Source organism: Novosphingobium sp. NBM11 (genome assembly GCF_015390225.1).
In the GTDB taxonomy this organism is placed as follows: domain Bacteria; phylum Pseudomonadota; class Alphaproteobacteria; order Sphingomonadales; family Sphingomonadaceae; genus Novosphingobium.
Window position 1 is genome coordinate 235,216 of the sequence record NZ_VUOG01000003.1, and the last position, 19,423, is coordinate 254,638.

The window sequence follows — 19,423 nt, forward strand, 5'->3', positions numbered from 1 at the left end:
TCCACAGACAGGGCCGTGGAGTCGACGCCGATGCCATAGGCGAGGACGACCGGCGGCGGCGCGCACACCATGATGGTGTCGACCGGCCTCAGCGTGGCAGAGGTGATCATAGGGGCCTCGGGCTTGAACGCGGCTGAATGCCGCCAAACTCAAGGCCCCCCTCCCCTCGCTTGTCCGATGCGGCTGCGCCGGAGGCGGGTGTTTTCGGGCCGCCTCTCGAAAGCCGGGCCTCGTCAGTTATCCGGCGGCCGTGTCGTGGCGGGGTGCCGGGACGTCGGTTCGCCCATCAGGATCACGGCGATCGAGGGCTTGTCGTCGGGTCCGAGCTTGCGGCTGTCGAAGAGGTTCCGGCCGCCCAGGCCGATCGTCAGCATGTCGAAGGTCGGTGACGTACCGCCGTTCGCGTTGGCGATGCGTGTCCCTTTGTCGTGATATTGGATGTCGACGAAGCTTGGCGGGCAGCCGCGCTTGTATTCGCCGAAGAGAACGTGATCCGACGACCGTCGGTGGTCTTGGCGCTGATCGTGAAGTTGCCGTCGGGGATGTCGATCGGGAGCGTCGGCACGTCGTTGAAGCGGGCGAAGCCGATGCTTTCGGCATCGGCCGCGGTCATGACGGGCAGCTGCGTGATGTCAGCCATGGAGGGTCTCCTGATCAGGCCAAATGAGCGGAAGCAGCGCGTTGCGCGGCGGAAGGGCCTTGGGATACGGCAGGCGCGGAAGGGTGGGGCCGCGGCGGCGGGCCTCGCGCGTCAGCTCAAAGCAATAGGCGAACAGCCCAGCCTGCTGATGCGTGACGAGATGGCGCTCGCGCTGGAGCCGCCACAGCCAGCTTCGCGGTTCCTCGCCGATGCGCGGCCTCGGGACCCCCAGCGAGACGAGCTGATCGATTGCGCCGGCATGGCCCTGCTCGCCCAGGCGTATCTTGGACAGCGTGCGCCCCGAGATCGTGATGTTGCCGACCCGAAGGACCGATCGCGGCTTCGTGACCGCGCGGTGCGCGGCTGAGAGCGCGCAATAGACGCGGCCGATATGGCCCGCCCCTGGATCGCTGTAGGTTACCACCGCCTCGATCCCAGGCCGTTCCCGGCGCAGGTGGCGAAAGGCCCGCGCGACAAAGAAGCTCTCGCCGTTCTGGGGCACGGCGTCGGTCAGAATGAGGCGCGCGAGGACGCAGCCGCGGCGAGGATCGTCAAACCCGGTGTGGCGCGAGATGACGGCGCCGGTGGTCGGAACAGCGAAAACGGCGACGCCTTCGAGCGCGCCCTTGCGCGCGAACAGCCCCACCGCAAGCTGCGCGGCCGGATAGCGAGGCAGATAATGGTGCTGCGCGATGAAGGCGCGCGCGTCCGCGTGATCGATGACATCGACGCTGTAGGCGCCGGGATCGATCAGAGTGAGATCGCGCGCCCACAGAGCGCGCCGTTCGCGCCAGCGCTGGCTGCGGTCGGTCTGCATGGGTCAGAATCCGTCGGTCAGAGGAGCGCGCGCTGGCGGGCGTGGCGGGCGATGATCGCGTTGGCGAAGGCGCCCGCGCCCGCCTGGCTCGGGCAGGGGAAGAGATCGTGAGCACACAGCAGGCGGAAGCTGTGGTCGAGCTCCATCGCACAGAGCCAGCGGTCGCTGCCGTCGATGTCGACGACGGTGAGCGCGAGGCAGCGCGAGCCGCCATAGGGGCTCGGATCCAGTGGATCGCCCGAAAAGCCGGCAAGCGTCCAGAAGCGCCAGCCGAGGGGCGGCGGGTCCTCGATGCGGGCGATGATCCGGAAGGAGCCGACGGCGGCATCGATCGTCCTCACGACGACATCTGCCGCCCGGCCGCGACCCTCAGCTCTGCAAAGCGCGCTTGGACGGCTGATCCGGTCGGATAGCGGTTCTCGAGCCTGTGGCGCGCAAGGATGGGCCGCCGTGCCGCGGCGATGTCATCGGCCTCGGCGAGGGTGGGCATCCGCGGAGGCCAGCCTTTGACGTATCTGAGGCCTGCCGGCATCGAGGCCTCGAGATGCCGGCGCTCGAGCTGGTCGGCCTTGGCGCGTTCGACGTCCGCGCGGAGCCCGCCGCTCAACAAATGCGGTGCGATGTCGGCGAGCCAGCGTGTCGGCTGGAATGGAAAGGTCGATCGCGCCTCGATGCCGACGAGCTCGCGATAAACCTCGGTGTTCGCCGGGGCTGCGGCAGAAGCCGACAGGTCGTGAAGCGAGGCGAAGATGCAGTAGCGGCACGAGAGGCGCGTTGCGCCCCATATCGAATAGGCCTCGTGCAGGGTGATGCCGAGCGCGCCGTGAGCACGAAATACTTCTTCGCTGTTCCAATGCGCGATCGGGTGCCAGAGGGTGATCGCGGTGCCGTGCCGGTTCCCGGCCTTGGCATAGCGAAGATCGGCCTTGGCGATCGGGGTGGCGGCGCGGTTGTGGCTTTCGTCGCGGCGCAGGCCCAGAACGGAGATGATCTGCTGGCCTCGCAGCATTCTGGCGATCGCCGGACCGATTACGGCCGCCTTCATCTCGGATTGGCAGAAGCGGAGCGACGCCGACGACCAGGGACCAATCAGGTTGTAGATCTCGAGCGCCTCGTAGCGGCGCTTGCCGCTTCCGAACCGCTGGATCCAGCGGTCGACCAAGTCGCCGGCCGCCCGGTGCACGACCGTCAGCGGCACGCCGGCGCTGGCGGCTATGCGCGCGACGGTATCGGGGGTCGAATCCCATTCGGCGCGGCCAAGATCGGCATGGATCGCCATCCGCCGCGCCCGCGGATGGCCGAGTGAATCGAGTTGAAGGTTGACCGCGAACAGGGCCGCGCTCGAGTCCTTGCCGCCTGAGAGGTTGAAGACGATCCAGGCGCCGGCGCGGATCGCGGCGACGATCTCGGAAGTGATGGCGATGTCCGGCAGGCCGGGGACGGCCGGATAGGACCGAGCGGCCGCTGCCGCGGCCGCGAGCTGGGCGATGGGTGGCATGACGGCTCCGGAAAAGGGCGGCGGCCTGGTAACTGGCGGCGTCAGGCGAAGAGGCGCTCGGACTGCCGGACCGGCGGCGAGAGCGCGAGTTCGCGGCGGAGCCGGTCGGCGAAGCGGTCCGGGGCCAGCAATTCGGCGACTGAGGCAAAGTGGTTGCGCTCGCCGGTATGGTCCTTGCGCCCCCTGCAGCGCCGGAACAGGATTTCGCGGCCGGCCCCCATCGCACCCAGGCTGAGCTGGACATACACCTCCTCGCCGTGGAGGGTGATCTCGCCCGAGACGGCCGGACCACCCTTGTTGGAGCGGACCTCATAGCTATCGGCCTCAAGCCCAAGGGCGTCGGCGAGCCGGCGCATGGCAGTGCGCCCCTCGCTGTGGAAGGTGCGTTTGGCACCCTCGTCGTAGGCGACACCACGACAAGCGAGGGTCCGCAGGACAGGGTGGCGCCGGATCTCGGCGATCTGGTCCATGCAGTTGCGGCGCAGCGCCATGTCGTCCGGGCGGCGTTCGCAGACAGTCCCGAGGTGGCGGGCGAGAAGGATGACCGCTGCGTCGATCTCGGGGTCCTTGCCCGCGTTGCGGCAGTCGGTGATGGCGGCACCGATCGCGTGGAGGGTGGCTGCCATCGTGGTCAGCGCGCTGGGATCGAGCGCCTGCTGGTGGCGCATCGCGACATCGTAGTGCATGGGGAGGCTCTCCGGGCTCAAGCGCACGTCCGCTCGCCCCGCCCCTTCCCCCCTCTCCTTTTCCTGGCGGTCAGCCGCGCCGACGCCCTGGCCCGGGGCCGATCGCGCGCGCGATGTGACCGGCATAGACACCGCAGGCGGCCCAATATGCGGCAACCGGTGGCTTGCGGCTCCGCCAACTCCGTTCGGCGCGAAGCCGGGCTTCGCTTTGGATGTCGAGCAGCACGGACTGCAGCGCGAGGCGCGCCTCGGGACTGAGCGCCCGGAGGCGGGCGACCGCCGGCAGGGCAAGAACGGGGTTGCGCACCTCGGCCTTGGAGGATCGAGCGCCCATCACGCGGGTCCGGGCAGCGCGGCCGATACGCGCTGATCCTGCGCCTCCTCGACCGCGGGAAGCGGGATCGGGACGCATTGCCCGCGAATGAGGTTGATGAAGCCACCAGCGTGGCCGATCGACCCGCGCCCGACGAGGTCGAACAGCAGCGCCAGAGCGTGGCTTGCGAGAACGCGGTTGACGAAAAGCGACTGCCGTTCGAGCGCCTCGGCCACCGAGCAGGACGGAGCATCGTCGTCGGGCTCCGTTTCGTCGGCGATCTCAGGGAAATACTCGAGGACGGTCGGGAGGCGCCGCCGGTCGTGGCCGGTGGAGCGGTGAGGCGACCCGATCAGGAACTGCCCGTCTCCGGCGCGGTTGCCGAGGTCCATCCAATAGGCGGGCACGGACGTTCCATTCGCCAGATCGCCGCCCAGGGCGCGGCGCGCGGAAGCGGTGTCGACGCAGCTGATGAGGATATCCGCGTCGGCGAGCTTGACCGCTTCGGGAGCGCGGCCATGGACGGCTCGCCAGCAAAGGCCGTGCGCGAGATTGATCCGCTCGACGAGCGTGCGGGCCTTGGAAGCGCCGAGGTCGCATCGGTAGAAGGGTTGCCGGCCAAGATTGGCTTCGCTGACGACGTCGTCATCGACGACGGTGACCTGGAGCGACCGGGTGGAGATCGCGCGTAGCGCTGTCTCGAGCGAAGCCAGTCCCATCAGCATCTGCGCGCCATTTCCGCCGCAGCCGACTAGAAGGATCTTGATCGCGCGATTGTCGAAGCCGGCAGGAAGATAGTGGCGATTGGGGATTTCAGGCTGCATCGTCGTCTCCTGAAAACGGGCTGCGCGGCAGCGGCAGGAATATCCCGCCGGCGCACAAGCGCGAGGCGATGGCCGGTCCTTCCGGTTGACCAAGACGGCCGAGCACCAGCGCGATCTTGGTGGAGTGCGCGTCGTCGGCATCGTCCGTCGCGCTGAAGAATGCCGCGCCATGCGCATGAGTGTGGATGTCGCAGATGAGATGTTGGTCAGGCGCCAGTATCGGGGACCGATAGTTCACGCGGGAGGGAGTGGCATCATCGATGTGCGGGTAGTGGATCGAGAAGCTTCGCTCATTCTCGTTCCACAGGACGAAGGCGGCAGCTTCGTTGGGCAAGGCCGCGCGGAAGTGATCGAGAATCCGGCCGAACAGTTCGTGGGGGATCAGCCCGCAGCGTAGTTCCGCCCGGCGCTCGCCGACGCTCCCATAAGGCAGGTAGGCGGGGAACGCCGGCGTGACAGGAATGTCGAGCTCGAGCCATGGCCGTCGCACGATAAGCATGACACCGTCCCTGCCGACCGCGAGACAATGGCCTGTGCGGGAGGCGCGTACCGCGTCGATCGCGGGGGACCGACCGATCGGCGGAACCGGATAACAGGGCGCCGCTGCGAGAATGGCGGCCGCGGTGGGATCGTCGGCGAGGACGGTCATGACGCCGCGCCCTCGGCGATCAGCCGCTCCAGCGTCATCGGTTCGGCGTTGGCCTTTCTCGAAGGCAGCCGCTGGCTTGTGCCGATGAACGGCCGGAGGCGTCTCACCGGGAAGCGCGTCGCCTGGCGCGCCGCAAGGTCGTCCCACAGCTTCAGCAGGCCGCCCTTGCCGGTGACGGTCAGCTCCTGCCCGGGATTGGGGTGCGTCGACCAGGAATCGAAGAGCGCCCGCTCGAAGACGGGGATGGCCGCGACGTCCAGCGTGCGCGGCCTCGGGATGTTCCCCCAGCAGAGAGAGCCGTCGACGAAGACGTTGAGGATCGGCGAATGGAGTACATGCGTGGTCGCCGAGGGGCGCTCATTTTCGGCGAGTGCATAGACCCCGAGCCTGCGCGGCGTCGCCACGAACAGCTGGGCGGGATACGGAACGGGCCGGATCGTCCGTTGCGCGAGGACGCGCAGGCCGGCCGGCGGTGTGGACAGATGGAAATAAGCCGGGCGGACCTGCTCGGGCGTCCACCAGGCGAGCATGTCGCGATGAGCAACCAGCACATTGTGGGGAAGGATCTGAGGCGGCGCTGCGCGCCCGAGGGCCTCGGTCCATTGGCGAAGGTGGGCGCGGGTCAGCGGCGTGCCGGCGGCGATCGTCGGCCCGCCTTCGCCGCCATGCTCCACATGATGGATGCTGGCAAAGGCATGTCCATCCTGCCCGGGGGTGCGGTAGGGATCGAGCCCGCGGGGGGTCTCGGTGCGGTACAGGAGGATGGCGTTGGTGAGCACCATGCCTCCGGCGGTGGCTTCGAAATGGGCGCTATGGTCCGGCATTGGGGCCTCACAATTTGTCGGGATCGAGCTGGATCAGCTGCTGCGCAGCGAGCAGGAAGTGAGCGCCGGTGCGCAGCGACGCGAACCATCGCTCAACGTGCGCGGCCTCGGAGAGCGGGCAGATCCCCGCGACATCCATGAAGCCGTATTCCATGCCGTGGCGTCCGACATCGTCCACCTCGGCCGCGAAGAACTCGACCGGCACGAGTGTTAACGGGGGCAGCGTCGAACATTCCTCGAGGCCGGGAACATATTCGTAGAGAATTTGCCCGTCGAAGTGCCAGGCGTTGCAATCTCCCGGCAGGCGCCGAAGCGCGTCGTGCGCGCTGCGGAGTTCGCGTAGTGCCTTGCGAAGGTCGAGAGGAAGCTTCGCCAGCGGCGCTGCATTCGCCGCGATCATCCATGCGGGCTTCTTGGCCTCCATGGTCGACGGCAGCGCGACTTCGTCAAGATCGCCGGGGTCTGCGCCGTGATAGTCGATGAGGCACTGGCGGGCGGCGTCATCCTCAGTCTCGCCATCCCAATAGTACATGGATATTTCGTCGAAGAGATCCTGGTAGCCGAAGATCGGCAGCGCAGCCCCCAGGGTCTGCTCGAGCGCCGCGTAGGCAGCCGCGCGCCAGGCGATCGGCGCCTCGCTGGTCTCGATCCATCCGAGATCTAGTTGGCCGATGCTCTCGCAGATGATCACGATCGCCGGCGCTCCCTCGGACTCGCCGTTCAGCACGACCACGCGAAGCTCCGCGAGATCGATCGGACGCAGCGCCTCGACAGCAGCAGAGTTGAAAACATGCTCGATGCGCCGTCGCGCCTCGCAACGGGAATATCGTCTCGTCGCCTTCTCGTGCGATGCGACCCAACGCCCGATCAGCTTATGGTGTCGTGCAAGAGGCTGGTCGAAGGTCAGTGGTATGTCGGGCGAGATCTCGACCGATCGGCCGGCGAGATCAGCCGAGCGGCGGAAGTCGGAGGCTTGCCGGTGGCTGAAGCGGCTCCGGAGAGTGGCTTCGATGAGTGGACTCGAGCGCGAGCTGCGCATGGAGGGCCCGGGCCTGGATGCTGCAGGAAGGCTGGGAGATGCCGGTTGCGTTGCCATCATCGAACTCGATCCATTCGAGAAGCGTCTTGCGCGGTGCGGCGGGGATGGCTCCGCCGTGACGGCGGGGCACGATCAACCCTTTGTGCCGACGGCGCGGCGGTATTCGGTGACGTGGACACCCCCGTTCACGCCGGCGTCGACCGTCTCGGCGTTGAGGATCGCCGGGTAGAGCGTTGCGTGATAGGCACGCAGAGCCTGCGGGTCGTGCGCGAGATGGGGTGGAACCGGGAGATCGATGCCGTCATATCGATAGGCGCGGTCAAGCTGGTTGATCTGCATTGGGGCGTACTCCTTGGCGCTGGACAGGGGCTCGAGGTGCTCACCAGAGGCTGGCGGGTTCGTCCGACTTGGCATCGGCCGGAAGCGCGCCCGCGGGCGGCGTGACGGGCGAGCTGCTCGTCGGGGCCGGTCGGGGTGCTGCGGAGGCGGCTTTCGCCTTGGCCGCTTCCGCCGACGCCGCGCGTGCGGCCTCGGCCGCCTCGCGCTGCTCAGATATCTGGTCGGCGAGGGTCTTGCGCGAAGCGATAAGCTGGCCGAGCGCGCCGTCTGCCCCCTTGGCGAGTTCGATGTCGATTTCCGCTGCCGTCGCCGTGATCGAGATCGGCCGCAGCTCTCCCGTCTCGAGCCGCTGGGCTTTGCCCTCAGTTGCGCGAGGGATGACGGTCAACGTAACGGTCTCGTCCGGACCCGCCACGAGGTCAAATCCGAGCGAGTAGCGGCCGAGCAACGGCAAGAGACTTGCGATCAGCATGATTGTCAGTCCTTATTTTGGAGGGAAGAGAGGGCCGTCAGGCCGCGATCGCGGGAATGCCGCGGTCGGCGTTGGGGCGAATAGGGGCCGGAGGAGGCCCGTATTTCCCGTCGAGGGTCATGCCGCTCGGCAGGCGGCCGGCCCAATCGAAGCCGACCGCGTTGAGCATCCCGGCGACAAGGTCGGCCTTCTTGGAAGCGAGCAGCTTTGCGAACGCCTTCTCGCCCATGTGCGCGATGAGGCCGCACTCCTGGGCGATGAATTTGAGCTCGTCCTTTGTGTACCGCTCCAGGAAAGATCGATCGACACGCCAGCCGTGCCGGATGTCGATTGCGAACGCTCGGGCAAGGTCGGCGACATGCGCAAAGGACTGCACATCGCGCGCATAGGCCGCCGCGATCGCGGCAAGGGTGTTCGCTGCCTGCGCGTCCGAAAGCGCGCGGATCCCCTCGATCTTCTCTTCGAAGCTCAGGTCGGGAAACGAAGGGTTGACCAGCAGCCCGGCGCGCGACGTCAAGGTAGCCGGCTTGATCTGCGCGAGCGTACCAGTCAGGCCGGCGACGAGGATCGCGGCATGCGCATGGGACGGATTATCGGCGAGGCCCCGGGCAAGCGCCGTTCGCCAGGTCGCCTCCCGAAGATCGGCGGTGCGGCCGGCGATCGATTTGGCGGAGACGGTCGCACCGCCAGCCCGGGCGGCCGGCTTGACGATCGCGCCGGACGACGACCGATTGGCCGCGACCGCGGCCGCTCGAACCCCTGGATGCGAGGCCTCACCGTCGCCATCGTCGTCGGTATCGGCCAGCTCGTCGGCGTCGGGAGCAGCTTCCCCATCGTCACCGTCCGCTTGCCGATCGGCGGCCTCGGCCTGTGCGGCAGCCGCAGCGCGCTCCTGGGCCTCGATCCGGGCCTTTTCGATTGCTTCGGTCTTGAGCTGGAAGCAGCCGGGATTGGTGCAATGGCCTTCATCGACATGGGTTTCGAAGAGGGCTCGTTGCGTTCCGGAGTTGAACGGGCAGGCCATGCATTCGGTCTTGTCGAAGCAGGCGTTGGCGAGATCCTGCGTGACGCGCATCAGGAGGTCGCGCGTTTTTCCGACGTCGAGACCGGAAGCGGTGATCGTGTCGAGAGCCTTGTCCTGCTTGTCCGCTGGAATGGCAGCGAGCAGCTCGGCATGCCCGACCTTGATGCGGCGCTCATCGAGCGCGAGCTTCACGGCGTCGGAGAGATTCGCGAGGGCGAGGCGGCGGTCGAATTTGGCCTGGGACCAGCCGAGCCGCCGCGCCGCCTCTGCACGATCATTCTGGCAGGCGGCGAGAACCCGAACGGCGGCGTCCGCCTGCTCCGTCTCCGACGCATCGTCGCGATTGTCGTTCTCGTCGATCGCCGCTTCCAGCGCTTCCTGGTCGGTCATCTCGCGGATGACGACGGGTACCTCCCCTTCTGGGCCGAAGGCCTCGAGCGCGGCCCGATACCGGCGGCCTCCCGCGACAACGACGTAGGTGTCGTCGCCGCCGGCCGCCGGGCGGAGGAGCATCGGCTGAAGCATGCCGCGCAGCCGGAACGAGGCGACCAGGTCCTCGTGCTTTTTACGGTCGAAATAGCGACGTGGATTGTACCCAAGCATGATCTTGGAGAGCGGCAGCGTCATGGCTGCATGCGGGTGCGATGGGGTCAAGGCGGGTCTCCTTCGGGATTGGCGTCGCGCCTCCTTCGCGGGTGCGCGCCCTCTTTCCGTCGAGCCTGATGCTCAACCCTGCCCTTCCCCCTCCCCTCTTCATTGCTCGGCGGCTTGCCTCCGGTGGATGTCAGCGGCCCATTGCTCGACCCAGGCTGCGGTAATTTCGTCATGGTCAGATCGCCGGACTCGATGAGATCGCGGATTTCGGTACGGGCCTGCGCGATTGCGGCCTCCCAGGGATCGATCGGCGGAGGATCTGCGTCAGCAGGCCGTTGCTGCGGAAGGCGGCGCGGCCGCTCGGTTAGTCGGTGGTACTGACCGGCGAGCCATTGCTCCATGTAATCGGCCACGACGCGATCGGTCTTGGAGATCCCCGCCTTCAGGGCTGCCCGACGCGCACCGACGCCATAGGCCTGGCTGTCGATCGACGCGACCCGGTGTGCGAAAGGCAGAAGGAAGGGCAGTGCCGTGCCCTTGACGCCGAATGCGTGGAGCAGAACACCGGCCGGAAGAATCTGATCGAGATGGTCGATGACCGCGATCAGGCCTTCCGGTCCGTGAATATCGCGCCGGCACATGCTTCCGACACCGATCAATGCGCCGGGGCGGAGCGAACCCCAGAGCGCATCGACACAGCGCTCATAGTCGGATGGTCGCCGGCCCTGGATCACAGGCATCAGTCTGTCGGCTATTCCGGCATCCTCGCCCAGGATGCGGCAGTCGCGATTGGCGCGGATGGTGCGCGACAGGCGGTCGAAGACTTCGTCGCGATCTCGCGCGATCTCAGCCTCGACGCAGTAATCGGCACTTGCCCACCATTGGAATGGATAGGCCGCCGCGAGCGATACATAGTCCGACAGGGACCACGGGAAGCCACCATAGCGCGCAGTCGCGACGAAGCCTGCGGAGTCCAGGCAGAGGCCGGACAAACCCCGTGCATTCTGGAGTTGCCCCAGGCGCCATCCGGTCCATTCCCGCCAGCCGCGCTTTTCGGACCAACGTGAAAGCGCGTTCGCCGAGATGAGCGCGGTCCGGCCAAGCGCGCGTGCCCGCTGAAGGATCGGCCCATCGTTCAGGTGCGGAAGGCCGACGATGACGTTGATGGGCATGATGCGCGCTCCGCTCGCAACGGAAGCACGCGGACAATTGACGGTCGCGCATGTTCACGTTACGTTCTAATGAGTAGGAGATTTGCCATGACGACGCCCAGCATCCGACACCTGTTAGATCTCGACATAACGCTGCGGGATGCGGCGCTGGATATGGAGAACCTGTCAACGGCGGAGCAAAAACCGGCCACTGTGGCGGAGTAAAAGTAGGCCACTGATGTTGCGGCAGGTGCAAAGCAAAGGGCCCCGATCGGGGCCCTTTGCTTTTGGCCGTTTTGATGGGTCAGTTTTCGTCGACGGTGGCCTGGTTTTGCTCCGCCCCGCTGGCAGTGGCGCGACGGCGACTGGCTGACTGCTTTAGGCGGTAACTGTCACCATTCATGGTCAGGATGCTGACGTGGTGGGTCAAACGATCCAGCAATGCGCCGGTCAGGCGCTCGGACCCAAGCACCTGCGTCCAGTCCTCAAACGGCAGGTTGGAGGTAACGATGGTGGAGCCGCGTTCGTAGCGCTGGGAGAAGGTCTCGAACAACAGCTCCGCGCCGGTGGGCGAGAGCGGGACGTAACCCAGTTCGTCGATGATCAGCAGCTTCACTGCAGCCAACTCGCGCTGCATCTTGAGCAGCCGCTTCTCGTCGCGGGCTTCCAGTAACTGGTTCACCAGCGCCGCGGCGGTGGTGAAGGTCACGGTGAAGCCCTTCTGGCAGGCGGCCAGCCCCAGGGCGAGCGCCACATGGGTTTTGCCCGTCCCGCTATTGCCCAGCGCAATGATATTCTCGCGCCGCAGGATATATTCGCAGCGCGCCAGATCCAGCGTCAGCATCTTGTTGAGGCTGGGGATGGCGGTGAAGTCGAAGGTATCGAAGCTTTTGACGGCCGGGAACCGGGCAGCACGGATCCGGCGTTCGACAGTGCGCCGCTCACGGTCGATCAGTTCCAGTTCGATCAGGCGCAGTAGATAGCGGGGATGATCGACACCATCACGCGCGCACTCCCGGGCTACTTTCTCATATTCGCGCAAAACGGTCGGCAGTTTGAGTTGCTTGAGGTGGTGGGCCAGCAGCACCTGTGGCGCACCAGCGGTGGTGCCGGTGGGCAGGTTGTCATCGGGCGCCCGGCTCATGCTGCCATCTCCTTCGAGACCTGGGGCATCAGAGCCGCATAATCAGCCGCCTGCGTGACCTTCACATCCAGCCTTGGCAGGTGGGGATAGGTCGTCAGGTCAAGCCTGGCGGGCCGCCGTTCCATCCTGGCCAGTGCGATCTGCTTCACCGCATCAAAGCTGATCGCGCCCATGTGGATCGCCTGAGTGACAGCATGGGTCACCACGGCCATGGGCATCGCTTCCAGCAAGCGCAAGACCTGGATATACTCGCGCTTGCCCTTGCGGCCCATGCGTCCCTCCAGCAATTGCCGCAGGTGGGCAAAGACATCGGGCAAGGCCCAATTCTGCAGTGCAGCCGCCTGATCGAGAGCATTCGGCTTTGTCTCGATCAGCGCCAGATAATGCAGCGGATCGGCCACAAAATCGCCGCTGCCATAACTGCGCACATGGCGGGCGATCTCCTCGGCGCCGGACAGGATCACCACCTCGTCCACGAAGCCCTTCACCACCACATCCTGGAACCCAAACCTTGTGGGCACCGAGTAATCATTGCCGCGATACCGCACCAGCGCCGTCGATGACACACGGGCGCTGCGCCTCTCGCATGGCTCCAATGGCACCGGCGGTAGTGGGCGTAGCGCCGCAACGTCAGCAACCATGCGCTCACCGATGGTCTGGGCATGGCGGCCAGCACGTTCGCCTTGCCGCGCATGACAGCGCTCCAAAAGAGCCGCGTTCAGTGCGTCATAGCTCGCCGCCTGCGGCTTGGGCGTCATGAAGTTGCGGCGCGCGTATTTGACCAGCCCTTCGACCTTGCCCTTGTCATTCCCCTTGCCGGGTCGGCCGAAGCGGTCAGAAAACAGGTAGTGGCTGACCAGCTCGCTGAAGGCACGTGTGCGCTCACGCTTGCCGTCCCCCAGAATCTTGGCCACCGCAATCGTCGTGTTGTCGTAGAGGATCGACTGGGGAATGCCGCCAAAGAAGTCGAAGGCCGATACATGCCCATCCAGAAATGCCTCGGTCGTCTCGCGCGGGAAAGCCTTCACGAAACAGGCATCGGACTGCGGCAAATCCATGCACAGGAAGTGGATCTTCTGCTCCACACCGCCAATCACGCCCACCGCTTCGCCAAAATCCACCTGCGCATGCCCCGGTGGGTGCGCCAGCGGCACAAATGTCTCGCGGCCACGCACCCGGCTCAGCCGGACATAGTCCTTCACCACCGTGTAGCCGCCGCCATAGCCATATTCATCGCGCAGCCGCTCGAAGATCCGCTTCGCCGTGTGTCGCTGCTTGACCGGCGCCGTCCGGTCACCTTCCAAAATCGCGTCAACCACCGGCAGCAAAGGCCCCAGCTTCGGCTTCTCCACCGGCTTCGTGCGCGTATAGCCAGGTGGCAGTGAAAATCGGCAGATCTTGCCAATCGTCTCCCGGCTTAATCCAAATACCCGCGCGGCCTCTCGCTGGCTGCGCCCCTGCACAAACACAAACTGCCGAACACTCGCGTAAACTTCCACGGCATACATCCCGGCCGCCCTCAAAAGGGCAGCCTTACCACTGGCCGGTTTTTACTCCGCCACGCTCAGCACTTCGCTGGCGTTCCAGTGGCTGGTTTTGTCACCGCCCTGCACAAGAACCGGCCGACCTGTTGATTTCTGCTGAGAGTTGACCCGGGAGGGGCGTAAATTTCCACTGAGAAGTGACCCATGTTTTGACCTTCCCCCTGGCTGACAGGTCGGGGGAACGAGGAGTGATCGACATGGACCTTTTGAGTGTGATCCGCCGTTGGCATTTTCGCGAAGAGCTGCCGATCCGGGAGATTGAGCGGCGGACGGGATTGTCGCGCAACACGATCCGCAAGTACCTGCGCGCCGAGACTTTGGTGCCGCAGTTCAGGGTTCCGGAGCGGCCGAGCAAGCTGGACCCGTTTGCCGAGAAGTTGACGGCGTGGCTGCGGGTTGAGGCGGGCAAGTCGCGCAAGCAGAAGCGGACGGCGAAGCAGCTTTATGCGGACCTGACGGTGCTTGGCTTCACCGGTTCCTATGGCCGTGTCGCGGCCTTTGTCCGGGAGTGGAAGCTCGAGCGGCAACGCGATCAGCAGACCAGTGGGCGGGGAACGTTCGTGCCGCTGGCGTTCCAGCCCGGCGAGGCGTTCCAGTTCGACTGGAGCGAGGATTACGCACTGCTTGGCGGCAAGGTGGTCAAGCTGCAGGTGGCCCACACCAAGCTGTCGCACAGCCGGGCATTCGTCGTCAGGGCCTACCTGCTCCAGACCCACGAGATGTTGTTCGATGCGTTGACGCAGGCCTTCAGGGTTCTGGGTGGCATTCCCCAGCGCGGGATTTTCGACAACATGAAGACTGCGGTCGACCGGATCGGTTCGGGCAAGGCCCGGCAGGTCAACGCCCGGTTCGCGGCGATGGTCAGCCACTATCTGTTCGAGGCGGAGTTCTGTAATCCGGCCTCGGGTTGGGAGAAAGGGCAGGTCGAGAAGAACGTCCAGGATGCCCGGCACCGGCTGTGGCAGCCGATGCCCAGCTTCCCCGATCTGGCGGCGCTCAATGCCTGGCTCGAGGTTCAGTGCATCGCGCAATGGCCGCAGATCCAGCATGGTGTGCTGCCCGGCACCATTGCCGACGTGCATGCCGCCGAAGTGGGCTGCCTGATGCCGCTGGGCCGGCCCTTCGACGGCTTCGTCGAGCATGCCAAGCGGGTATCGCCGACCTGCCTGGTGACGTTCGAACGCATCCGCTACAGCGTGCCGGCATCGTTCGCCAACCAGCGGGTGAGCTTGCGGGCCTACCCGGAGCGGATCGTCATCGTCGCCGAAGGGCAGATCCTGTGCGAGCACGCCCGGATCATCGAGCGCTCCCATGATCACCCGGGGCGGACGATCTACGACTGGCGGCATTACCTGGCAGTCATCCAGCGCAAGCCCGGTGCCTTGCGCAATGGCGCTCCCTTCCTCGAGATGCCCGGGCCCTTCCGGCGTCTCCAGGCCGGCCTGCTCAAGCGGCCCGGCGGCGACCGGGAGATGGTGGATATCCTCTCCCTGGTCCTGCATCATGACGAACAGGCCGTGCTGTACGCGGTCGAGTTGGCGCTGGAAGCCGGGCTGCCGACCAAGACCCATGTGCTGAACCTGTTGCATCGCCTGATCGACGGCAAGCCGGTCAACCCGGTCGCCATTGACGCGCCACAGGCCCTGAGCTTGCACCGCGAGCCCAAGGCCAATGTGGCCCGCTATGATGCCCTGCGTGGCAGGAGGTGGCGCCATGCGTCATGATCCCGCCAGCGCCGCCGTCGTCGTCATGCTGCGCGGCCTCAAGATGTACGGCATGGCCCAGGCTGCCGGCGACCTCGCCGAGCAAGGGGCCCCGGCCTTCGATGCTGCCGTGCCCATCCTCTCCCAGCTGCTCAAGGCCGAAGTGGCCGAGCGCGAGGTCAGGTCGATCGCCTACCAGATCAAGGCGGCCCGGTTCCCGGCCTACAAGGATCTGGCCGGCTTCGACTTTGCCGCCAGCGAGGTGAACGAGGCGCTCGTGCGCCAACTCCACCGCGGCGACTTCACGGACAATGCCGACAACGTCGTGCTGATCGGCGGGCCTGGCACCGGCAAAAGCCATCTCGCCACCGCCCTCGGCGTTCATGCCGTTGAGCATCATCGCAAGAAGGTCCGGTTCTTCGCCACGGTCGATCTGGTCAACGCCCTCGAGCAGGAAAAGGCCATGAACAAGGCCGGGCAACTCGCCGAGCGCCTGCTCCGCCTCGACCTCGTCATCCTCGATGAGCTCGGCTATCTGCCGTTCAGCCCATCAGGCGGCGCCCTGCTGTTCCACCTGCTCAGCAAACTCTACGAGCGCACCAGCGTGGTCATCACCACAAACCTCTCCTTCTCCGAGTGGGCCGGCGTGTTCGGCGATGCCAAGATGACCACCGCTCTGCTCGACCGTCTCACGCATCACTGCCACATCATCGAGACCGGAAACGATAGCTTCCGCTTCAAGGCCAGCACCGCTGCCCCAAAATCCAGAAAGGAAAAATCACCCGCTTGACCCAAACCCCGCAGCGCGGGACATAACACCCACCAGGGTCACTTCTCGATGAAAATCCCGGGTCAACTCTCAGCAGAAATCAACAGTTTCAACATGATTGACTCCTCAGCTGGTCCAGAGACCGCCGAGGTTCGCAACCAAAATAATGCGCAGCAACTTCCTGCCGCGCCCCAGGAAACCCGCGACTACGCCGCGTTCCTTCGCATTACCGCTTCCTCGCGATAAGCCATCTTATGCTTAGCTGCGCATAAGATGCTCCAGGCGTCCGCATACGTGTCGTAGATCTCGATCTGCGCAGGCGTCAGCTCGTGCCGGAGAATCTCATATTCGACACCGGCAAAGCTCAAGGCGCGCGCCATGTAGAGGCCGGTCGCCTTGAGGTCTCGCGCGACGAGCTCCATCGCGGCGATGCCGCCCTGGCGGATGCTGCTGATGAATTGCTCGCGATCGGCAAACGCGGTGTCGGGGCCCCAAAGCCCCAGGCGCACGGCATAGGCCAGATTGTTGACGTCGGACGCGCCGGTGGCAGAGGCATAGAGTACGCGCGCGCCGGGGAGCTGGTTCTGGAGAAGGACGCCGCATATTCCCTGCTGGGAGCCTTCCTTTGCGCCAAGCGCACCCTCCCCGCCTGCGACGCCGCCCATCTCGTGAGCCTCGTCGAATGCCAGCACGCCTTCGAAGTCGGCGCCGGCCCAGTCGACGATCTGCTTGAGGCGGCTGTGATCGCCGCGCATGGAGCGCAGCGTCGGATAGGTGACGAGAAGAACGCCCTGGTCGAGCCGAATAGGCTCATCGATCTTCCAGTTGGAGATCGGCTGAATGTCGCCGCTCACACCCCCAAGTGCGGTCCAGTCGCGGCGTGCATCTTCGAGAAGAGGCGCGTTTTTGGTAACCCATATGCTGCGACGGCGGCCTTGGAGCCAGTTGTCGAGAATGCAGGCCGCAATCTGCCGGCCTTTCCCGGCGCCCGTGCCATCGCCCAGGAAGAAGCCCTTCCGGTAGATGTACCCGTCATCGGCGAGCGTCAGGCCGACGCCTTCCTTGTTCGGTTTGAACCTGCCTGGGATGGTCTGAGACCAGGCATGTCCGGCATAGACGACGGTTTCGAGCTGGGACGCGGAGAGAAGTCGCTCTGATACTGTGCGTTCGGGGAGCGACGGGACATAGTCCGGCACCGGCGCCGGGATCGAACCCATCGCCACCGATTCGACGAGCGGCGTCGGATGTTCGCCGGCGGCTATGAAGCTGATGCGGCTCGGCCGGTAGGGAAGATAGACGCCGGTTTGTTCGAGCAAGGGGGCCGGGGTTGCCAGCTTTTCATATTCCACCGGAAGGACGTCGTTGCGGACGGGCGCGTGATAGGCGCGCGGCTCGGGGCGGCTGCTCCTGACGGCCCGGAACATCGAGATGCCGGCCGACCGCTTCGGTGCAGGCGCTGGAGCGTCGCGGCCGAGGGTCGATCTTTCCGGAACGCGCAGCGCACTGAGCAGCTCGGCCACGGAAGATCGTTGAATGATGGCCGGTGGCGCCTTGCCAGGCGCCTTGTCGATGACGAACAACCGAACGGCAATCGACGTGCCGTGCTTCAGGTAGCATTTTTCGAGCCGAATCGCGGTGCGAACGGTGACATCGCGCAGCACGGTCTCGTATTGATCACGCATCCTGGCGCTCGGACCAAACCAGTCGGGCATGATCGCGACCAGTCGTCCGCCTGATCGCAGGCGACGGAGCGCCGCCTGGAGATGGCGGACTGCTGCGTAGTCATCGGCACCGCGTCCCAGGGAGCGCGAGAATGGCGGGTTCATGAGGATGAGGGATGGCGCCTCGACCGCGGACAGGGTCGAGTTGATCGTGGCGCCGTCCTCGCCGGAGATGTGGGCTTCCGGGAACACTTGGTGCAGGCGCGCCCGCCGCACGGGATCGAGTTCGTTGAGATGAAGTGCCTTGTGCGACCCGAGCTGCGCGACCAACAGGCCGTTGCCAGCACTCGGCTCAAGGATGACGTCGTCCGCCTGTACGTGGGCGAGCAATATGGCGACGGCTGCAATGTCGACGGGTGTCGAGAATTGCTGCCAGTCGATCTGCTCTTCGCTCCTGACGGTCTGGGTCGGCAGCCGGTCCGAAAGCGCAACGAGCGCGCTCACGTCGGCGAACGTGCGCAAGCCCGGACGAAAATCACGGAGGTGTAATGCCAGTGCGTGCTCGAGAACCTCGAAGCTTGCCCGCTGAGTCCAGCGACCGTCCGCGTCGGAGCCACCGTAAGCGGCGGCCATGACCTCGTTGAGTAGGCGACGCGTAATTGCGCCGCCCGATGTGAGGTGTGGGACGAGTAGACGCGCAGCGTCATGGTCCGCGCGAGCGGCCGCGTGGAAGAGGTCGGTCATTTCGGGGTCTCCTGCGTGGCTGCACCCTCGGCAGCGTCACGTTCTCGGCCCCCCTCCCCTCCTCCGGCGCTAAGCGCCTAGCCGTCGCTGCCGGCTCATAGCGTCGAGCGCATTTGCCCAATCATTGAAGATGGCGGGAGGCGGATCGCGATGAATGGTGAGGCCAGGCCTGGCGTAATGGTCCTCGGCTTTTTGCGCGGCGAGGCGACCTTCGGCGTCGTTGTCCTCGGCAATGTAAAGGGTGGTCACGCCTTCTGGAATGATGAGCTGGTCCAGACGGCGCGCTCCGAGGGACGCCCAGCAAGGAATATTGCGGATACGAGCATAGGCGTCGGCGGTTTCGAAGCCCTCGGCGAGCGCCAACGTCGCACCGCCTCTCCGACCCCGCCACGCACCTGACCCAGGTGTACCTAGCATGACCTTGCGAACGTAATCGGCGCTAGCCGGATTGAGGAAGATGCGTTGAATGGCAACCAACTTCCGGACCTCGCGGATCGCAACAAGGAGCGCCGGGAGGAACACCGTTTTCGGCTTTGGAAGGTAGGGGCAGCGCGGGTGGAACCGGACATCAGGGGGCGGTGGGAGAAGATTCCGGTGGTCAAGGTAACGTTCGCCGAGAGTGCCCCTGACATCGATGGCCTGGTCCCAAATATGCGCGCCGTTCGATGTTCGGCGAGCCTGTACGGCCGCCGGCATTGGATGATGCCGGTCCGGGCGGATTCGGCCGAGTTCGCGCAAAACGTCCTCGCGATCGCACCCGGCAAAGCACGTCACCAAGATGCCTTGGTCGCCCTGCCGGATTGATAGACTTGGATCGGCGTCGCTGTGGGCTGGGCAACGACACATGGCAATGTTGCCGATCCAACGGCCGCCGAGCGCGCCGACGAGATCGACAAGTTCTTGGGTTGGGCGATTAGCTACCAGCGGCATGATTGCACCTCACGTTCGATGCGTCGCTCCCGCTTTCCTCCTCTGCGTGGTCCGCCCC

The 19,423-nt window shown here is 65.6% G+C and carries 20 protein-coding genes and 1 pseudogene; 2 read left to right on the forward strand and 19 right to left on the reverse strand.

The window, feature by feature from the left end:
• Positions 1-233 precede the first annotated feature (233 nt).
• From F1640_RS25560 to istA (F1640_RS21555), 17 genes and pseudogenes are all read right to left on the reverse strand, one after another.
• Positions 234-374, reverse strand: a complete 141-nt coding sequence (locus F1640_RS25560) for a hypothetical protein (RefSeq protein WP_245648927.1) — start codon at positions 372-374, stop codon at positions 234-236.
• Positions 368-640 carry a hypothetical protein gene (locus F1640_RS21480; protein ID WP_245648926.1) on the reverse strand — a complete coding sequence of 91 codons (273 nt, stop codon included), beginning with the start codon at positions 638-640 and terminating at the stop codon, positions 368-370. The genes F1640_RS25560 and F1640_RS21480 overlap by 7 nt, the downstream gene beginning before the upstream one ends.
• On the reverse strand, positions 633-1,457 hold the full coding sequence (locus F1640_RS21485; protein WP_047100237.1) for a hypothetical protein: 825 nt from the start codon (positions 1,455-1,457) through the stop codon (positions 633-635). The genes F1640_RS21480 and F1640_RS21485 overlap by 8 nt, the downstream gene beginning before the upstream one ends.
• Before the next feature lie 17 nt (positions 1,458-1,474).
• A complete protein-coding gene (locus F1640_RS21490) occupies positions 1,475-1,798 on the reverse strand; it encodes a hypothetical protein (protein WP_047100236.1) in 324 nt (107 codons plus the stop codon).
• Positions 1,795-2,955 (reverse strand): phosphoadenosine phosphosulfate reductase family protein, encoded by a 1,161-nt coding sequence (locus tag F1640_RS21495; protein ID WP_194921801.1) that lies wholly within the window; start codon positions 2,953-2,955, stop codon positions 1,795-1,797. Before F1640_RS21495 ends, F1640_RS21490 begins: the two co-directional genes overlap by 4 nt.
• Before the next feature lie 41 nt (positions 2,956-2,996).
• Entirely contained in the window at positions 2,997-3,641 is a 645-nt protein-coding gene (locus F1640_RS21500) for a hypothetical protein (RefSeq protein WP_047100438.1), read from the reverse strand.
• Between the two features lie 70 nt (positions 3,642-3,711).
• Positions 3,712-3,975 (reverse strand): hypothetical protein, encoded by a 264-nt coding sequence (locus F1640_RS21505; protein ID WP_047100437.1) that lies wholly within the window; start codon positions 3,973-3,975, stop codon positions 3,712-3,714.
• Complete coding sequence (locus tag F1640_RS21510) at positions 3,975-4,778, reverse strand: PRTRC system ThiF family protein (protein ID WP_047100436.1); 804 nt, start codon at positions 4,776-4,778, stop codon at positions 3,975-3,977. Before F1640_RS21510 ends, F1640_RS21505 begins: the two co-directional genes overlap by 1 nt.
• Positions 4,768-5,427, reverse strand: a complete 660-nt coding sequence (locus F1640_RS21515; protein WP_047100435.1) for a PRTRC system protein A — start codon at positions 5,425-5,427, stop codon at positions 4,768-4,770. Before F1640_RS21515 ends, F1640_RS21510 begins: the two co-directional genes overlap by 11 nt.
• A complete protein-coding gene (locus F1640_RS21520) occupies positions 5,424-6,251 on the reverse strand; it encodes a PRTRC system protein B (RefSeq protein ID WP_047100434.1) in 828 nt (275 codons plus the stop codon). The genes F1640_RS21515 and F1640_RS21520 overlap by 4 nt, the downstream gene beginning before the upstream one ends.
• A 7-nt stretch (positions 6,252-6,258) precedes the next feature.
• Entirely contained in the window at positions 6,259-7,290 is a 1,032-nt protein-coding gene (locus F1640_RS21525) for a hypothetical protein (RefSeq protein WP_245648924.1), read from the reverse strand.
• 132 nt (positions 7,291-7,422) lie between these two features.
• Entirely contained in the window at positions 7,423-7,629 is a 207-nt protein-coding gene (locus F1640_RS21530; protein WP_047100433.1) for a PRTRC system protein C, read from the reverse strand.
• A 40-nt stretch (positions 7,630-7,669) separates the two neighbouring features.
• Entirely contained in the window at positions 7,670-8,101 is a 432-nt protein-coding gene (locus tag F1640_RS21535) for a PRTRC system protein E (protein ID WP_047100432.1), read from the reverse strand.
• A 37-nt stretch (positions 8,102-8,138) separates the two neighbouring features.
• Positions 8,139-9,779, reverse strand: a complete 1,641-nt coding sequence (locus F1640_RS21540) for a PRTRC system ParB family protein (RefSeq protein WP_375336209.1) — start codon at positions 9,777-9,779, stop codon at positions 8,139-8,141.
• Positions 9,780-9,878: 99 nt separating this feature from the next.
• Positions 9,879-10,891: pseudogene (locus tag F1640_RS21545) on the reverse strand (hypothetical protein).
• 283 nt (positions 10,892-11,174) lie between these two features.
• Complete coding sequence (gene istB, locus F1640_RS21550) at positions 11,175-12,014, reverse strand: IS21-like element helper ATPase IstB (RefSeq protein ID WP_066770779.1); 840 nt, start codon at positions 12,012-12,014, stop codon at positions 11,175-11,177.
• Positions 12,011-13,522: an IS21 family transposase gene (gene istA / locus F1640_RS21555; RefSeq protein WP_066770782.1), complete on the reverse strand. Its 1,512-nt coding sequence runs from the start codon at positions 13,520-13,522 to the stop codon at positions 12,011-12,013. Before istA (F1640_RS21555) ends, istB (F1640_RS21550) begins: the two co-directional genes overlap by 4 nt.
• Positions 13,523-13,755: 233 nt before the next feature.
• Here istA (F1640_RS21555) and istA (F1640_RS21560) point away from each other — a divergent pair, with 233 nt between their 5' ends.
• Both istA (F1640_RS21560) and istB (F1640_RS21565) read left to right on the forward strand, forming a co-directional pair.
• Positions 13,756-15,282 (forward strand): IS21 family transposase, encoded by a 1,527-nt coding sequence (istA, locus tag F1640_RS21560; protein WP_194918756.1) that lies wholly within the window; start codon positions 13,756-13,758, stop codon positions 15,280-15,282.
• Positions 15,272-16,051: an IS21-like element helper ATPase IstB gene (gene istB / locus F1640_RS21565; RefSeq protein ID WP_194918758.1), complete on the forward strand. Its 780-nt coding sequence runs from the start codon at positions 15,272-15,274 to the stop codon at positions 16,049-16,051. Before istA (F1640_RS21560) ends, istB (F1640_RS21565) begins: the two co-directional genes overlap by 11 nt.
• A gap of 185 nt (positions 16,052-16,236) precedes the next feature.
• On the opposite strand, the gene F1640_RS21570 is transcribed toward istB (F1640_RS21565), so the two are convergent.
• Complete coding sequence (locus tag F1640_RS21570) at positions 16,237-18,435, reverse strand: strawberry notch-like NTP hydrolase domain-containing protein (protein ID WP_194921658.1); 2,199 nt, start codon at positions 18,433-18,435, stop codon at positions 16,237-16,239.
• Positions 18,436-18,504: 69 nt separating this feature from the next.
• Positions 18,505-19,365: a toprim domain-containing protein gene (locus tag F1640_RS26105; RefSeq protein WP_194921660.1), complete on the reverse strand. Its 861-nt coding sequence runs from the start codon at positions 19,363-19,365 to the stop codon at positions 18,505-18,507.
• Positions 19,366-19,423 lie beyond the last annotated feature (58 nt).

Excerpts from the sequence above, each read along its gene's own strand:
- istA (WP_066770782.1), bottom strand. The coding sequence starts at position 13,522 with ATGTATGCCGTGGAAGTTTACGCGAGTGTTCGGCAGTTTGTGTTTGTG.
- F1640_RS21530 (WP_047100433.1), bottom strand. The coding sequence starts at position 7,629 with ATGCAGATCAACCAGCTTGACCGCGCCTATCGATATGACGGCATCGAT.
- F1640_RS21525 (WP_245648924.1), bottom strand. The coding sequence starts at position 7,290 with ATGCGCAGCTCGCGCTCGAGTCCACTCATCGAAGCCACTCTCCGGAGC.
- F1640_RS21520 (WP_047100434.1), bottom strand. The coding sequence starts at position 6,251 with ATGCCGGACCATAGCGCCCATTTCGAAGCCACCGCCGGAGGCATGGTG.
- F1640_RS21500 (WP_047100438.1), bottom strand. The coding sequence starts at position 3,641 with ATGCACTACGATGTCGCGATGCGCCACCAGCAGGCGCTCGATCCCAGC.
- F1640_RS26105 (WP_194921660.1), bottom strand. The coding sequence starts at position 19,365 with ATGCCGCTGGTAGCTAATCGCCCAACCCAAGAACTTGTCGATCTCGTC.
- istA (WP_194918756.1), top strand. The coding sequence starts at position 13,756 with ATGGACCTTTTGAGTGTGATCCGCCGTTGGCATTTTCGCGAAGAGCTG.
- istB (WP_066770779.1), bottom strand. The coding sequence starts at position 12,014 with ATGAGCCGGGCGCCCGATGACAACCTGCCCACCGGCACCACCGCTGGT.
- F1640_RS21505 (WP_047100437.1), bottom strand. The coding sequence starts at position 3,975 with ATGGGCGCTCGATCCTCCAAGGCCGAGGTGCGCAACCCCGTTCTTGCC.
- F1640_RS25560 (WP_245648927.1), bottom strand. The coding sequence starts at position 374 with ATGCTGACGATCGGCCTGGGCGGCCGGAACCTCTTCGACAGCCGCAAG.
- F1640_RS21485 (WP_047100237.1), bottom strand. The coding sequence starts at position 1,457 with ATGCAGACCGACCGCAGCCAGCGCTGGCGCGAACGGCGCGCTCTGTGG.
- F1640_RS21535 (WP_047100432.1), bottom strand. The coding sequence starts at position 8,101 with ATGCTGATCGCAAGTCTCTTGCCGTTGCTCGGCCGCTACTCGCTCGGA.
- F1640_RS21480 (WP_245648926.1), bottom strand. The coding sequence starts at position 640 with ATGGCTGACATCACGCAGCTGCCCGTCATGACCGCGGCCGATGCCGAA.
- F1640_RS21495 (WP_194921801.1), bottom strand. The coding sequence starts at position 2,955 with ATGCCACCCATCGCCCAGCTCGCGGCCGCGGCAGCGGCCGCTCGGTCC.
- F1640_RS21510 (WP_047100436.1), bottom strand. The coding sequence starts at position 4,778 with ATGCAGCCTGAAATCCCCAATCGCCACTATCTTCCTGCCGGCTTCGAC.
- F1640_RS21515 (WP_047100435.1), bottom strand. The coding sequence starts at position 5,427 with ATGACCGTCCTCGCCGACGATCCCACCGCGGCCGCCATTCTCGCAGCG.
- istB (WP_194918758.1), top strand. The coding sequence starts at position 15,272 with ATGCGTCATGATCCCGCCAGCGCCGCCGTCGTCGTCATGCTGCGCGGC.
- F1640_RS21570 (WP_194921658.1), bottom strand. The coding sequence starts at position 18,435 with ATGACCGACCTCTTCCACGCGGCCGCTCGCGCGGACCATGACGCTGCG.